The sequence below is a fragment of the Eubacteriaceae bacterium ES3 genome (genome assembly GCA_030586155.1).
Classification (GTDB): domain Bacteria; phylum Bacillota; class Clostridia; order Eubacteriales; family Eubacteriaceae; genus Acetobacterium.
This window is the reverse complement of sequence record CP130741.1, coordinates 671,796-688,086: the sequence shown is the minus strand read 5'-3', so window position 1 is coordinate 688,086 and position 16,291 is coordinate 671,796. Positions and strand designations below refer to the sequence as shown.

The window sequence follows — 16,291 nt, the reverse complement described above, 5'->3', positions numbered from 1 at the left end:
TTGATCATTATAACATTCCTGAAAAATTATTTTCGGAAAACTCTGCGCATTTTATACGAATTTTTTAATAACTCCCCTCCTGGGTTTGTAAAGAACTCAGCGGAGATCGTAGTTCTTTAAAGACAAATATCATCATAACCGTAACTCCCACCATTGATAGAAGATCGGCTATTGGAGCAGAATACAAGACACCTTCCAGGCCAAAAAAGCGTGGTAAAATAATAATCAGCGGAACACTTAGAATAAAATCACGAAGCAGAGAAAGGCCCGTTGACATAATCGGTTTTCCCAATGACTGAAGAAAGATACTTGTTGATTTTTGAATACAGCATAAAATAATCGTGGACAGATATATTCTGAATGCCATCACTGCAAATTCATTGTAGAGTCCGCTTTCACTCCCAAAGGCGCTGATGATCTGGAGTGGGAACAATTCAAACGCAATGGTTGCTACTAATCCAATAACAATTTCAGCCAGCATCATTGTTTTATAAATTTTAATCACCCGTTCATTATTTCCAGCTCCGTAGTTATATCCGACAATCGGCTGCGATCCAGCTGCGACCCCGACGACAAAAGCAATGACGATCTGGAAAACTTTCATGACAATCCCAATTACCGTCAGAGGAATATCTGCACCGAAACGAGAAAGCGCACCATACTGGACAATGATATTATTCATAACTCCCATTACAATTACAATCGACATCTGTGTCAGAAAACTGCTGAGTCCTAATGGCAGTATTTGTTTTAATATTTTTATATCAGGAATAAAGCTTGATTTTTTAAATTTAAAAGACCTTGTCCGAAACAGATAAGATGCACCAATTAAAGCCGAAATGATTTGCCCGGCAATGGTTGCCAGAGCTGCCCCTTTCATTCCCATTCCTAACACAAAAATAGCGATTGGATCCAAAATTACATTGATGATACAACCAGCAAAGATTGAAATCATTGCAAATTGAGGACTTCCATCTGCCCGAATCAAAGAGTTTAGACCGTTACCAAAAATGAAAAAAGGAATTCCGATTACCAGATAATCAAAGTATTCCATTGCATATGCAATATTATTTTCTGTCGCACCAAACCCCCACAAAATCTGTTCTTTTAAAACGACAAACAAAACGGTCAGTAAGACCCCACTGCCAACAAATAAAACCAAAGCGTTTCCGACACTTTTATGAGCCGATTCCTTATCATTTTTTCCCTGGCAAATACTTAGAAAGGCAGCGCCGCCATCGCCTATCAACAAGGCAATGGCAAGAGCAATAATAGTAATTGGAAAAACCACATTAGTTGCCCCATTACCCAAATAGCCCACTCCATGACCAATAAAAATCTGATCGACAATATTATATAATGCCGAAACCAGCAGAGATACAATACAGGGAATCGAAAATTTCAGCATCAATGTACCAATAGGCGCTTCCCCTAAATAATGATTTGCTTTTTCTTTCACAACTTGACTCCTTCAAAAGAAATTTTAATGTGCGTGGTCAAAAAAAAATAGAGACCGCAAACTCTCGTTGCAGTCTCTATGACTTCACTACCATTAATTAACCATATCATACCAGATTTTTTTCATATGTCAAGTATCTTTTGTCCAAAAAGAAACTTTATATCTATTAGCTCAATTTACATGAGATCAATGCAAACGCATTCAGTCTCTACCTCTATTATCTTACATCAATATAATAAGCTTTATGCTGATCTTGCTATTATCTAATGGTATCCTTCACCGCTAAGTACTTCATCTCATATTTCTGCAACTGCTTAAGTGTTTCAGCGTCTAAGAGCATTTCGTTCTCCATATTCAGCAACATCTCGATCATCAATTTTAATCGCGCAAAAATCTCTGATTCATCAGAGGCCTCCTGTTCACGCTTAAATATTTTCGGATACCATAACTCTTTAAAGTGCATTAATGTATGCATTTCATGCAGAAAGTGCCCACTTGCACCAACTTTCTCAATCACTTCCACCGCCATGGTTTCATCATTTACCTCAATTTCAGACCCAAAAGCTCCCAGTTGGTCAATCATTTCGTTGGCCAGAACAAGCATGGCTGGAGATACAGAATTACAGTGATCCATAATTCCTAAATCATGAACCAGATTCGCTTTACTCGATATCGCGGCAAAGAGCTCCATCTGGGATTCAGCAACAGCCTGTAGGTCCAGAGTTTTGGCGTCAGAGCAACCAGCCGTGCCATAAAATGGCAGCTGATAATAATCCGCTATTTCAGATGCTGCTGCAATGGCTTTGTGAAACTCCGGAGCTCCATAAGAACCGATGGTTGAAACCATATCAAAGATCGTCGGCATGGCGCCATAAATAAAAGGCGCCCCTTCATTGACTGCCTGGGTCATCACCAGTCCGGCAAGAATTTCGGCGTTATTCTGAACCAGGGCCCCGGCAATCGTGACCGCTGAAGTAGCCCCCATCATGGTATAGGGAACATAGGCAACTGGTATCTTATTTTTAGCGCAAATCATCAGACTTCCGGTACTCTCTTTTGAATGGGCAAGTGGCGATACCGGCTCACAGAAGTTAAAGATAAATGGCTTTTGTGCCAGCTTCTCGTAACCGCCAGCCACAATTGCTGCCATATCGATAATCTCCTGCATTGATTCGACGCTGTTAGCAGAAAAGTTGATGGTCTTTGAAAAATGCTTCACCGTTTCCAAAAAAGCAACCTGTGAAGCAATTTGAGGGGCAACATCAGTGCATAGGCCGACAGTAAAAATAAAGTGAAGATTGTCTAGTTGATTCGCTAATTGACACATCGTTTTAATATCAGTCTTTAAAAAAGGCCGAGTTCGATTATTCTTATAATCCAGAATTTCTGCCTGATCGGCATGAGTTCCAAAATATACATTGTTCTTAGCGTCAAGCACAATATTCTCCTGGCCATCACGATTATATAGAATTATTTCTTTAGGCGCTGAAGCAAGCGCCTTTTCAACCACATGTTTGGGAAATAAAACCATCGCATCCTTCTGAATACAGCCATAAGCTTTCAGATACTCAATTATTTCTTCACCTTCAACCTTCATACCATAATTTTCCAACAGTTCCAAGGTTTTATCATGAATCATATTTATTTTTTCAGGCGTTAACAATCTTAATTCCAAATCTCTTTTTTTCATCATTGCTCCTTTATAAAACATGTCCACTTATTTATCTTTTGATAACAATAGCTCCTATACCTTTTACAGCTAGCAATTTGTAAATTTTGCCTCTACAAAATCGTTGCTCTCTAAATTAATATTTGAACTTTTAGTTTCCAGCCATTCATCTGGTTATTTCTTGCAGTTTTAAATTATCAAGAGCGTAGGATTCCTCTTTTAATTAGGGAGGCTTTAACCGATGGATAATCGTCAAGATTGGTATGCGGCAAAAATCTTGCTGAATACATTCGCGATATAAAATCGATGGCTGCACCAAATTCCAGATATTCAATTCTTTTCTGCAATTTAACAACCTCATCTATTTTGTTTGCATCTGTCAGAAGATTTACAGCACCCAGAAGCGAACTGTTCCCCTGAAAAACAAAACGATCCCGCGGCAAATCCGGATATAATCCAATTGTGATTGCAGACTCTAAATTAATGTAGGTGCCAAAAGCACCTGAAACATAAACCCGCTCTATTTCAAGCGCTTTAACACCTAATCGTTCCAGAAGATAGGAAACCATTGTACTGGCTGCAGCTTTAGTATCAATAAACTGTTTCAGATCTTCTTCGCTAAATAGAAGGTCTAATCCGCTTTCTGATTCAGAAGACCATGCATAGCATACCCCCAATTTACCGTCTCGCATAACAATTCGTTCTGAACGGTCAGTATTGAATCGTCCGGAAAAATCAATCCATTCATTTAGCAGCATCTGAGCAATCAGGTCTACGATCCCTGAGCCACAGATTCCCAGCGGTTTGCTGCCAGTTATCGTGGTGCATTTTAACTGATTATTTTCAATTATAACTGAATCAACAGCCCCTGCAGTTGCTTTCATCCCAGTCTGACTGATACCGCCTTCCAGTGCTGGACCCGCCGCTCCTGCTCCGGCCACCAAAAAATCTTTGTTGCCTAGAACCATCTCCCCATTTGTGCCGATATCGATAAACAAACCCAATTCTTCTTTACGATGAAGTCCTGCTACCAGTAATCCACTAACGGTATCACCACCCAGATAATTGGCTACAGAAGGCAGACAATAGACTGCACCACTACAGAACAACCCCATCTCAGCAGTTGAAACAAGCCCAGGATAGTTAAAAACTGGGGTAAACGGATATTCAAATATCGGCCAGGGATCAACACCCATCAGAAAATGGATCATCGTCGTGTTACCTGCAACCACTGTCATCGTCACATCTTCAAGCCTGACATTTACTTCTGCTGCCAGTTTAGTCATTAGGGCATTCAGCGTATTAATCGTTACCTTTTGAATTCTAAGCAGCTGGTCATCTCGATTTTTAACATGAAATATCCGTGTCAAGATATCGTCACCAAACTGAATCTGATCGTTTAAAAGGCTATCCTCTGCCATAACTGATCCGCTATTTAAATCAACCAAACGCATTGCGACTGATGTACTGCCTAAATCAGCTGCAAAACCGAAATGACGATGCGTCTGATCTCCTGCCTCAATATGAATAATCTGCCAACATTCATCCAAGTTGATTAATGTCACTGTAATTTGCCAGTTGGCATCACGACACAGCGGATATATTTTTTTTAACAACCGCTCAGGTAAACGTACTTGTCCAAATTCCTGACTCAAGGCATCGAGAATCCTCTCCCGATCTCCACGGATATCTCCATCTCCCGGTGGTGAGATGCATTTGAATATTTTTTTAGTAAGTCCATTCATCATCGGCTCCTTATAAATTCATCTCTAAATTAGGATTTAACTCGACATCTAGGCTTGAACCTGTATGCTGCTGCCTTGAGGATTTCTAGTTATAACAATCTTTTTATCAATTCTGCTTTTAAGTTCTTCGAGGTGTGAAATAATACCGACTAATCGGTTTCCTTCAGTCAAATCAGCCAGGATACCCATAGCTGTTTCTAGAGATTCACTATCTAAGGTTCCAAAACCCTCGTCAATAAACATGGTCTCAACCTGTACACCACCAGAAAAATTCTGAACGACATCTGAAAGTCCCAATGCTAGCGATAGAGAAGCCTTAAACGACTCTCCTCCGGACAAAGATTTCACACTTCTGTTTTTAGCTGTATGCCGGTCCTTAACATCTATTTCCAGGCCGGATTTACTTTTTTTATCGGCACTCCCTTCTTTCCTGACTAATGCATAACGGTTGCCACTCATAAAGCCGAAACGCTTATTAGCTTCTTTTAAGATCATATCGAAATAAACGCCCTGAACGTATTGCTCAAATGCCAGTTTCTGTTTGCCGCTTAAATCGCCATTTGCTGTATCGGAAAGTACTTTTATTTCGCTGTAATTTTTTTCAATACTATCTCTTTCCCGGGATTTTACCTGCAGTTCTTGTAAAATCTTCTGATTGGTTTGAATAATATGTTCAACGTTTGCCTGCTCACCCTGAAGCTTAATCTGTTTTTCTTTTAAGTCTTGCTGATTATTCTTAAGTTTCTGGATATCAGCTTTTTCCTGACCGGCAATCTGTTTTTTCAGTTGATTGATCCTTGTCTGGATTTCATTAGTCTCCTGATTATAGAGATTAATTTCTACTTCTCTTTCCTTCAAGGCCTGTTCTGACATGACCGCCGATTCATAAGCTTTTAGTTCGTTAAAACCATACTCCATAAGTTTTTTTTCAAGTAGCTTTTGTGCCAACTCTTTTTCTTCAAGTGTTTTTTCAAGCTGGTCAGAGTTAGCATTCATTAAAGTCTCTTCATGATTGAGCCGATCACAAATCGCCTGATAAGTCTTTTGTGCCGCTAAAAATTCCGCTTTTCTTTGGCTCAGGTCTTTCTGTTTTTCTTTTAAAACCTTTTGAGCCTCTAGCTGTTCAGAAAATTCCAACCGTTTCTTAAAACCCTGAATTTCAGTTTTTATGGCGGTAGCGTTGACTTCTAATTGAGCAATTGCCGCTTTAATTTTTTCGATTTCCTGTTCACTCAAATTGACTTTATTCTGACGAATTTCTGTTTCTTTTTCAAGCTTCTGTTTTAATAAAACTGCTTGTTGAGCCGCTACCAGTTCCTCCTGGAGTTTTTTAATAGCCGCGTTTACGCTAGTTTCTCGTTCGCTGCTTGCTTCAAGAATTTCCGGCCCCTTTAAAGATACGTCGAAATTTAGTTTCCCGGCATCTGTTCTTATTTGTTCACGCCTGGTCTCATATTTAGTTTTAAGTCCATTACAGATTTCGCTTAATTTTGTCCAGGCAGTGCGAATTTTCTCCAGTTCTTTTTTCTCATTGTTCAGCTTTTCCTGACTAGGGGCGTTAGCTGCCTTCTTCGCCTTATTCGGATGGCTAATTGATCCGCAAACCGGGCAGGGCACATCTGCTGTTAGCGTTTCTGCCAGTATCCCTGCCTGTTCCCGATAAAAAAGGCGTTCCTGTTCGTCATACTGCTGTTTAAATAAATTATAGTCTTGTTCTTTGTCTTGACATTCTTTTTGTTTTGACTTGTATTCTTGCTTAATATCCTGGCCGCTTTTAATATTTTTGATTATTTCTTGCAGATCGGCGCGCTCTTTTTGTTTAATTTCCAGATTTTGTTCCAGTCTTATTTTTCTGGTTTCAACATCTTTTAAGGGATTTAATTCTAATTGGATATTTTCAATTCGATCTTTTTGCTCACTTAAAAATTTACCACCTTCAAATAACCGTTCATTTTGCTTTTTTCTTTCCCCTTCAAGTTCATGCAGTCTACTGTTGACTTCCGCCAGTTTTTCATATTCCGGCAAACTGGCCTCAAGATTTTTTATTTCGGTAGCTAAGACCTCACGTTGCGGCTCCTGGTCTTTTAGCTTATCGAGTTCTATTTTCCCTCTTTCTTTGAGCGGTAGACTTTGGGTGATAACCTGTCGGTTTTTCTCAATATTTGCTTCGATTTCTTTTTGCTGTTTTTCCAGGCGCCCATAGTCATCAAAGGCAGGCTTAACCTGATAAAGCGCCAGTTTCCCCAACTCCAGCTCCTGCTTTTTAATTTGGATCGCATCAGCTTTCTCAGAAAGTCTAATCGACCTACTGGTCTCAATCTCCAGCTCTTCAAACAAGCTGTTAATTTGCTCCCCTTTACTAATCTGCTCCACCAACTTATTGATTTCGCGCTGAAGCATTATATTTTCTTCTGACAATCCTTTTCTCTGTCTGCTGCTCTCTTCAATCAGCTCGTTAAGCAGTAGCAGCATTTGCGGCAATCCGTAAACACTATCTTTTAGATTTAGATAGGCTTCTTCTTTTTCGCCTTCACAGATAATGCCGTCATTATACTGAAGAATAGATTGATCAATGTCAGCCAGGTCTTTTTTAAGGCTAATCATTTTATTTTTCAGTTCTTTTTGAGTTCTTTCATAAATTTCAGTGCCAAAAACTTTCCGAAAAATCTTGCCGCGTTCGTCACTATCAGCAAAGAGCAGCTTTAAAAATTCACCTTGGGCAACCATCGAAATCTGCTTAAACTGCTGATGATTAATCCCCAGCAGCTCAACAACATGGTCTGTTACTTCACGAGCGCCAGAAATCACCCCATTGTCTGGTAAAATCAAACTGGCATTGGCATTTTGCAAAGTCATTTCACCCGAGTCTCCGCGTTTTTTGGGGCGATAGTACTTTGGATTTCGCTCAATCTCATAAGTATGCCCCTTATCTTCAAAGACCAGTTTAACAAATGTCGGTGTTTCCGGCTTGGCAAAATCACTACGAAGCATATCATTGCCACGGTTTTCACCACTGGCTTCTCCAAATAGGGCAAAGGATATCCCATCAAATATTGTTGTTTTTCCGGCACCGGTTTCACCGGTAATCAGAAAAAGACCACTGCCGTCAAAAAGATCAAAATCAATTTCAACCGTATCTGCATAGGGGCAAAAGCCGCTCATCGTAAGTTTTATCGGTTTCACAGGCTTCTCTCCTTGAGCTTTTCAATAATTTCCGTAAAGATATTTATTTGTGATTCTGTCATTTTCAGATTATTCTGATTCATGTAAAAGTCTGAAAAAAGCTCAAGATGAGATTTTTCTTTTAAATCTTCACTGGTCAGATTATTGAGACTTTCGTTTTCTCTACTTCTGCAATTATCAAAATCCAGAATCATTACGTGGGGATAGATTTGACGAACCTTTCCAATAGCATCAATAATTTCCTCTTCATCGGTTAAGATTATATGCACATAACAATCAGCAGATACTTCTTCCAGGGCTTTCCCAGCTTCTAAGTCACTTAAAGAGCAGCGAATTTCCCTTAAATCTCTGCGCGGATGAAGTTCTATCTGTTTTTGCTTTAAGTTGCTTTTTTCCTGAAAGTCTAGCAGGGTCACCGACTTCTGATGCTTAGATTCAGAAAAAGAATACTTTAAAGGTGATCCACAGTAACGGACCGTTTCTCTCCCCATTTGCTGGGGGCGGTGAATATGACCAAGGGCTACATAATCAAAGGCATCAAATGCTGACACATCCACATTATCGACTCCCCCTAAAGACTTAACCTCTGAATCGGATCGCTCAGGATTCTTCTCACCTGAGGTAACAAACTGATGGGCAACCAGAATATTTCTTTCCGTTTGATTAATTTTTACTGTATTAAGTGTTTCTCTGATACTTTCATCATAAGTCTTTGTTTCCAGCGATAATTTCCGGTTGACGACCACCGGCTTTAAAAAAGGCATCAGATAAACATTTATTTTACCATAATCATCTTTAAACGTAACTTTTTCAAGTTGGCCATTAAACTGCCCGGCAATATATACCTGATGCTTTCCCATAATCCGACTGCCAAAATTAAGCCGCTCAGGACTATCATGATTGCCGCTGATTATCATAACCGGAATCTCGAGAGTTGCCAGGTCAGTCAGAAAGTCATCAAACAAATCTACGGCTTCAGCCGAGGGAACTGGTCTGTCGTAAATATCACCGGCAATAATAAGCCCCTCCACCTTTTCATTTTTAACAATATTTAATATTTCATTTAAGATGTACTTCTGATCTTCAATCATCGAAAATTCATGGACTTTTTTTCCGATATGCAGATCTGACAGATGGATTAATTTCATTGTTTACGTTTCCTTTCTGGCATTTTAATACATTTTATCATAGGCTTTTAAAAAAAGTTGATTCTACCTTTAAATATTTTATTTTTATGGTGATTTATAATCTCTGTTTGATGACAAAGTTCCTTGTCAGAAAAAAATAAAAAAAAGCGGTCAGAAACCGCAATTTAGACTAATATAGACATATTTGATAATGCGTCAGTCAAATTCAAGATTTCTCAACGCATCTCAGTTCTTGTTTATTATACAGCCATTACAAATTATTTATCTCTACTCATTAAGAAGTCTATAATATCTAGCTATTTTTTCTTCAAGCGCTGTCATACTAAAAACACCTGCCTGACGTATCGTTTCTTTACCTTCAATAAAAAATATGACGGCCGGAACAGTAAATATCTGAAAACTTGCAGCAATCGCGGCTGCTTTTTTAATATCAACCTGGGCCACGTCAATACCAGAGTAATTCATCAGCATTTCTTCAACCTTGGGCTTTAAATCATGACACACACTACACATTTCCCCTGAAAAATATAACAAAAACATCTGATTTTCTGCATTTAATCTGTTGATTTCTTCATTTGATGTGATCTGTTTCATTTCTTCTTACAATCATTAAGCCAAGTAATCTCGCTATTTTGACGCTTCAGATTTCTTGCTTAAAGTCCTTTCATTTTATTAACTAGTTTAGCTCGATAGCTAACAAAGTTTATATACAATATTAAAAAAATTTTACACCTAACTACTTATACCTGCAATGTGAAAATCAAAAAATAAAAAAACGCCCTAAACGGCGTTATGATTCATAAATGGTGATCCCGACTGGACTTGAACCAGCGACCCCTACCAAATGAAAAGTAGTGTTTTTAAAGTGAGTATATTGGCTATTTAAAGCCATTTTAGAATTTATAAAACTATCAAAATTAATCAAATTTGCGGGAAATCCGCGGGAAAAATCATGCTTTATTGATAAAATTTTCAATATTTATTTTCAAAAAAAGACCTGCATACTTAAATATACAAGTCTTTATTTTTATTTTCAAATTAATCAGCCTGAGCAAAAGGAACACTACTAGCTGCATCAGCATTAGAAGGTGCAGGATCCCCCTTAGGAACTAACTGAATCTGAATACCCTCTAAACGCCATCCATACCCCGCAGAACCAGAGTCAGCACCATTAGAAGCCCAAGCCATCCAACCAATATTCTGAACATGAGTACGATAATAAACATCATACTGATTCGCTGCGTTTCCAGTCAATTTTATTCGGACTCCCTCAAGTCTCAAACCCCGACCAGAAGTACCCGCCATAACACCATTAGATACATAATCCTGCCAACCAATATTCTCAACATGAGTAGTATAAGTAATACCACCATCAATTCACTATGTGTTAGGATAGTTGTCAGGTGATTGAATATACTATATTATAGTAAATATAGAAAAGGATAGGAGTATCACATGACACAATATAGCGATGAATTCAAAGAACATATTATCCAGCAGATGTTGCCGCCGATCAGCAAATCAGTTCGCCAGCTGCATAATGAAACCGGTGTTTCAGAGCAGACACTTTTCAAGTGGAAGAAGCAGGCAAAAGCGTCCGGAATGGCAGCACCCTCGGGAACAGGAACTTCAGAAGACTGGTCCAGTGAGGATAAATTTCTGATCGTCCTGGAAACAGCCCGTATGAATCAGGCTGAGCTGGCTGAATATAGCCGTGAAAAAGGCCTTTATGTTGAACAAATCGAAGCCTGGCGGGATGCCTGCATCAATGCCAATGGGAGTGTTGCCAATGAATCAAAGAGACTTAAAAAAGATCTAAGCGAATCAAAAAAACAGGTGACCCAACTCAATCGCGAACTGAAGCGAAAGGAAGCAGCATTGGCTGAAACAGCAGCATTACTGGTGCTTAGAAAAAAGGCACAAGCGATCTGGGGGGAGCCCGAGGACGAATGATCCCAACCTCAGATCGCAAAATCGCTGTTGCTTTGTAAGCGTCCAATAAAAGCATGTACAAAAAATAAGTATGGCGGCCTAAAAGCCGCCATTTTCTATTTACACTATTAAACTTTACACATAGTCTGAACATCAGCATTCCAGGGAAGCAGCTGATCCAGCAGAGTTTTGTCTTCATGGAATGGAATCGCTGGAAGCTTTTTCAATAAAAATTCCAGATATTTATAGGGATTCAATTGATTCGCTTTGGCAGTTTCAACAATCGAGTAAACAATCGCACTGGCACTCGCGCCGTCAGGACTGCCTGCGAAAAGCCAGTTCTTTCTTTTATGTGCTTAAGCACATAAAAGAAATTATGTACTCAACTAGGTTATGTGCTGAAACTGGGCAAAAATTGATTCGTCAGACGTTTTTTCTATCGGTCCAGCACATAACCTAATTATCATAATGAGTTTAAGAATTGCAAAATATCATCGGTAGCATGATATCGATTGTTTGACTGATTCACGTTGGGTTCATTAAGTTTGTCTAGCGCTTTTTCTTTTAACGTTATATCAGCAACCATATATTTGTGAGTCGTCTCTATACTTTCATGTCCAAGCCATATTGCAATTGTGGAAAGGTCAACGCCTGCCTGGAGCAGACTCATTGCTGTTGAATGGCGAAATACATGTGGCGTTATGTTTTTGGTTTTTAATTTCGAATTTTTTTCTGATGCGACTTTAACAATACAGTCAATTCGATAACGAACGCCCGAACGGGTCAAATGATTAACATTTCTGCCAGACAGCAGATAGTCATGATCCGAAATTTTATTGAACTGCAAATATTCAATGAGGTATTTTGTAGTTGATTGCCACAAAGGAACGATTCGTTCTTTTCTACCTTTTCCCATAATCCTTAAATGACTGCGGTCATTATCAGAAATAATAATGTCTTTCCCCTGGATAGTGATCATTTCAGATACTCTTATCCCGGAATTATAAAGTAGTAACACCATCAGATAGTCACGTTTACCCTCTGAATTTTTGATATTACAGGCATTGAGCAAACAATCTATTTCATCTTTTGTAAGATAAGAAATATCTTTTTTATCGATGTTGCGAAAAGGAATGGCTTTGATTCTACGAACTAATTCCAAAGATTCTGGAAATTGATAGGAAACATAATCCATAAATGCTTTTATAGCTGCAAGACGGTTATTAATAGTTTTTCCCTGATTTTTTCTGACTTTTTCCAGATAATTCAGGAATTCAACAACAGTATCAGCATTGAGATCTTCCATTTGTATTTTATCTGATTTTATATGCTGCACATCATGCATATACTTCAAGAATATTCGAAATGTATCACGATAGGATTCGATGGTACAAGGGGAAACCCTTTGCTGATTAATCAGTCTTTCCACGAAATAGCGTTGGAGCAGGCTCTGAAAATCTTTACTTTTCATCATGCTTACCGACGTTTCCATAAAAGAAACATTCAAAAGAATAAGAAGCAAAGTCCATCAACTCTGGGGTACCCGTCAAATACCAGTAAGTATCGGCTACCTTAACATGACCAAGATAAGTGCTAAGATAAAGTATTTTGGCATTTACATCAATTCCGCTTTTTAACCATTTTAACAAAGTATGGCATGCAAATGAATGGCGGATATCATAAAGTCTGGGTGGTCGATGCACCCAATTCTGGGTTTCTGATAAAAGCACTGTTCTGATCAGTTGCATTGCATACTCAAGATTACGTAACTTCAATTGCTGACCACCAGTCATAATCAGAAAATGTTCATCCGAAAAATATTTTCGAAGTTGATCTCTGTTTGTTACATATGTTTTAAGTGCAGCAATGGTTGTTTCATCTAAAGGAAGAAGCCGTTTTTTAAAAAACTTTGTTTCCCTTATAAGAATTTGACCATTTACCAAATCAACATCGCTATTTATTAGCTGACAGATTTCATTCGGCCGCATCCCAGTAACCCATAAAAGACCAATTGCGGTTGCTATGGTTAGTCGTCTCAGCCCATCAGGGGAATATAACTTTGTTGCTTCTTTCATCAAGGTGCAAATTTCTTCGGTAGAAAAAATATAAGGAGTTGTTCTGCCATGACATTTCCCGAACATACCTTTGGGAATCATTTGTGCATCTGGATCAAAAACACAAATATATTTTGCAAATGTCCGGACTGTCTCCATCCTTCTTGCCATGTACCAGCGTGAATATTCGGGTTTAAGCATCGCCCACTGAAAAGCAAGTTCAACAGTTAATGAACCTTCGTAGCCAATGGATTGAGTGTACGCAGCAAAGCGTCTTAATTCACCCGATTCTACTTTGATCTGATAGCCCAGACCTTTTTTGTAAGCAATATAGTCTTCTACTTGCCTGGTAATGAGATGAGCGTTCATTTTATTACCTCAGGCCATATACCAGCCACTTCCTGTAACTGAACAATGTCGACTTTTGTATAAATGCTGGTCGTTTCAATGGATTCATGCCCAAGAATATCTGCAATTGTCTTCAAACTGGTACCATTATTAATCATTTTTTTCGCTGTTGTGTGTCTTAACATATGAGTACCCGTAAAATTTTCAAGCCCAGCTTTGGTTGCTGCTTTTCTTACAGTTTGACGGATCTGCGATACTCCCATTGGAAAACCAGTTTCATTTTTAAACCTTACAAATAGAGTTCGCTCTTCGGTTACGGGGCGAACCTTTAACAAATATGCTTCAAGTGCCTGACCAGTCATTGCCGGTAATGGAAGCAATCTTTCAGAATGAGATTTGGTGTTTTTTATTCGCATTGTTCCCTGAGGCCAGTTAATATCATCTAACGTTAACCCTGCAACTTCTGAACAACGCAAACCCAAATCTTTTAAACTGCGAAGAATTGCATAATTGCGGATATCTGTCGGCTCTGTTTGATCATAGACACTATAAAGACGGTTCAACTCGTCATCGGTTAAAATTTTGGGCAACCCTGAACGACGCCAGACTGGAGATGTCATCGGCAATTTTAATATTTCATCTGCTCTGAATCCGTCGCTAAATTCAAGAAAACGTATGTAACTCCTTATTCTGGTAATGATTGTTTTCTTCGATGATGGCAAAACATGGCCAAGCGTATGGGTGAAATGAATACGAACAAGATCAGCCGTTATTTTCTCAGGTGAAAATTCTGTTTTCTGAAAATTGCTATAAAGAAATATTTTGATGGTGTTACATTGAGAAATGATTGTATTGTTACTGAGACCGGCAACTTCTTTTAAGTACCTTTGAAATCGTTCAATTTCAGTTTCAATCAACGGATTAAAATTAAAATCCTTACTATTGAGGCGTCTGTTAAACTGTTCACCACTAATAAAATAGTAGAAAAGATGAAGCGCAGCCTGAATCATAGATTTTTGACTATTCAATGGCTGATTTTTCAGATAATCTGAAAAATTAGATTTAAGTTCAACAGTATCTTTTGATGAAGACCAGAATAGTTCATTGGTTTTTAAAAATGTCCGAACTGTTCGTATATACATCGGAATAACATTTTTAGAATAACCATTTTCCTTTAAATAGACCTCAAAGTTTATTAACGAATCATTACATTTCATTTCACAGTCCATAAGCATTGTCTCCTTTTTGCTTATAATAGCAAGATATGCTTATGTTGTTATGTGCTGATGTTTCGAAAAATTTAATTTCCAGAAATATTTTATTTCATATTCAGCACATAACCTAGTTGAGTACATAATTTCTTCCTACCGTGAAGGGGCGGATGCTGTTTTCAGCAAGATTATTAGAAATCTCGCAATCCCCGTCGTCCAGATATGTCATCAGTAAAGTTTTCTGATTTTTTACATACTGCAAAGCTTTACCAATTTTAGACCGTAATAACACCACTTCAAGATTGGTATCAACCCACGCCCAAAAGGCCTCCAAAACAGGGATTTCCTGTTTTAGACGCTGAACTCGCCGTTCTTCAGACGTTAAATTTTTCAGGGTTTCTTCAATTTCAAAAAGTTTGTTGCAGTAGGCAATACCCTGTTGCGGCAGGATAGCGTCTGTGCTTTTAGTCGTTTTAGGCATGGCATCGACAAAGTAACGTCGTGCATGACTCCAGCAAAGGCACCTTTTAACATTTTTAACAACGCCATATCCTGAGTAAGCATCGGTATGCAGATATCCTTGATAGCCACTTAAAAATTCTGTGGCATTCTTTCCGGCCCGTCCGGTCCGATACTTAAAAATTCGAATCGACTGATCAGTCCGTGAACCGGAGGTGAATACCCACATATAAGATTTAGCGCTATTGGGGCGCCCTTCCTCCTTCATGACCTGGATCGGTGTTTCGTCGGCATGCAGATGCGTTTGCAGCAGAAGCTTTTCGTGAAACCGGGATACCATGGCGCCAAGCCATTCATCGGATATTTTTACAATCCAGTTGGACAGGGTGCTTCGTGAAAGTTCCATCCCCAGATTTTTAAAGTCTTTTTCCTGCCGGTATAGCGGCACATGGTTGACATATTTCTGATACATGATCCAGGCGACACTGGATGGACTGGCCATGGAATGCTGGAGCAACGGTTCGTTCGCTGGCGCCTGAATGTGGTAAGGCCGACCTTCTTTACGGCAGGTCCGACACTCCCAGGTCTCCTGATAGATGTGAACCAGTTTTAACGTTGACGGAAGATGTTCGATCTCTGTCCGCAAATATTTTTTCCCGGCATAATTGAGTTCAGCTCCGTCGGCAGGACATATTTGACGGTCTTCCGGTAGTGAATAAATCCGGTCTTCTTCAGGCAGATTGGCCAGCGCTTTTTCACGGGAGTAACCGGCACGGGTTTTCTTTTGTGTAATGACAGGTTCAGGCTCATCTGCGCAGGCTTCGATTTCTGCTTCATCAAACTGACCAAAAGCCAACTCTTCCATAACAATCTGTCCCGATATCACCGATGTTTTTTCACTCTTTTTCCCAAACAGCTTGCGGGTTAAAAAATCCAGCTGTTCCCGAAGTGCTTTTGAGTCGGCATTCATCTGTTCAATGGTATTATTCAGCGCTGCAATTGTTTCATTCTGCTGCCTGATCACATCAAGCAGGACTGTATTGTCAGTTGTTTTTTCAACCATTGAACCTGAACCCTTTCATC

12 protein-coding genes and 2 pseudogenes are annotated in these 16,291 nt (G+C 39.1%); 1 reads left to right on the top strand and 13 read right to left on the bottom strand.

The window, feature by feature from the left end; translation table 11 throughout:
* Positions 1–64 precede the first annotated feature (64 nt).
* From Q5O24_03075 to Q5O24_03040, 8 genes and pseudogenes are all read right to left on the bottom strand, one after another.
* Positions 65–1,408 carry an MATE family efflux transporter gene (locus Q5O24_03075; GenBank protein ID WKY49202.1) on the bottom strand — a complete coding sequence of 448 codons (1,344 nt, stop codon included), beginning with the start codon at positions 1,406–1,408 and terminating at the stop codon, positions 65–67.
* 310 nt (positions 1,409–1,718) lie between these two features.
* Entirely contained in the window at positions 1,719–3,149 is a 1,431-nt protein-coding gene (locus Q5O24_03070) for a trimethylamine methyltransferase family protein (protein WKY48324.1), read from the bottom strand.
* A gap of 176 nt (positions 3,150–3,325) precedes the next feature.
* Positions 3,326–4,873 (bottom strand): ASKHA domain-containing protein, encoded by a 1,548-nt coding sequence (locus tag Q5O24_03065; protein ID WKY48323.1) that lies wholly within the window; start codon positions 4,871–4,873, stop codon positions 3,326–3,328.
* Positions 4,874–4,921: 48 nt separating this feature from the next.
* On the bottom strand, positions 4,922–8,056 hold the full coding sequence (locus Q5O24_03060; protein ID WKY48322.1) for an SMC family ATPase: 3,135 nt from the start codon (positions 8,054–8,056) through the stop codon (positions 4,922–4,924).
* Positions 8,053–9,204, bottom strand: a complete 1,152-nt coding sequence (locus Q5O24_03055; GenBank protein ID WKY48321.1) for an exonuclease SbcCD subunit D — start codon at positions 9,202–9,204, stop codon at positions 8,053–8,055. The genes Q5O24_03060 and Q5O24_03055 overlap by 4 nt, the downstream gene beginning before the upstream one ends.
* A gap of 267 nt (positions 9,205–9,471) precedes the next feature.
* Positions 9,472–9,798: a thioredoxin family protein gene (locus Q5O24_03050; protein ID WKY48320.1), complete on the bottom strand. Its 327-nt coding sequence runs from the start codon at positions 9,796–9,798 to the stop codon at positions 9,472–9,474.
* Positions 9,799–10,242: 444 nt separating this feature from the next.
* The gene (locus tag Q5O24_03045) at positions 10,243–10,458 is read right to left on the bottom strand and encodes a hypothetical protein (protein WKY48319.1); all 216 of its coding nucleotides are present in this window, start codon (positions 10,456–10,458) and stop codon (positions 10,243–10,245) included.
* Positions 10,459–10,461: 3 nt separating this feature from the next.
* A pseudogene (locus Q5O24_03040) lies at positions 10,462–10,542 on the bottom strand (hypothetical protein).
* 117 nt (positions 10,543–10,659) lie between these two features.
* On the opposite strand from Q5O24_03040, the gene Q5O24_03035 reads away from it, so the two are divergent.
* On the top strand, positions 10,660–11,157 hold the full coding sequence (locus tag Q5O24_03035; protein WKY48318.1) for a transposase: 498 nt from the start codon (positions 10,660–10,662) through the stop codon (positions 11,155–11,157).
* 107 nt (positions 11,158–11,264) lie between these two features.
* Here Q5O24_03035 and Q5O24_03030 read toward each other — a convergent pair.
* The 5 genes and pseudogenes from Q5O24_03030 to Q5O24_03010 all read right to left on the bottom strand — a co-directional run bounded on the left by Q5O24_03030 (position 11,265) and on the right by Q5O24_03010 (position 16,271).
* Positions 11,265–11,483 (bottom strand): annotated as a pseudogene (locus Q5O24_03030) (transposase domain-containing protein).
* 116 nt (positions 11,484–11,599) lie between these two features.
* Positions 11,600–12,610: a tyrosine-type recombinase/integrase gene (locus Q5O24_03025; protein ID WKY48317.1), complete on the bottom strand. Its 1,011-nt coding sequence runs from the start codon at positions 12,608–12,610 to the stop codon at positions 11,600–11,602.
* Positions 12,597–13,559 (bottom strand): tyrosine-type recombinase/integrase, encoded by a 963-nt coding sequence (locus Q5O24_03020; GenBank protein ID WKY48316.1) that lies wholly within the window; start codon positions 13,557–13,559, stop codon positions 12,597–12,599. The genes Q5O24_03025 and Q5O24_03020 overlap by 14 nt, the downstream gene beginning before the upstream one ends.
* Complete coding sequence (locus Q5O24_03015) at positions 13,556–14,767, bottom strand: site-specific integrase (protein WKY48315.1); 1,212 nt, start codon at positions 14,765–14,767, stop codon at positions 13,556–13,558. Before Q5O24_03015 ends, Q5O24_03020 begins: the two co-directional genes overlap by 4 nt.
* A 112-nt stretch (positions 14,768–14,879) precedes the next feature.
* Positions 14,880–16,271: an IS66 family transposase gene (locus Q5O24_03010; protein WKY48314.1), complete on the bottom strand. Its 1,392-nt coding sequence runs from the start codon at positions 16,269–16,271 to the stop codon at positions 14,880–14,882.
* Positions 16,272–16,291: the final 20 nt, after the last annotated feature.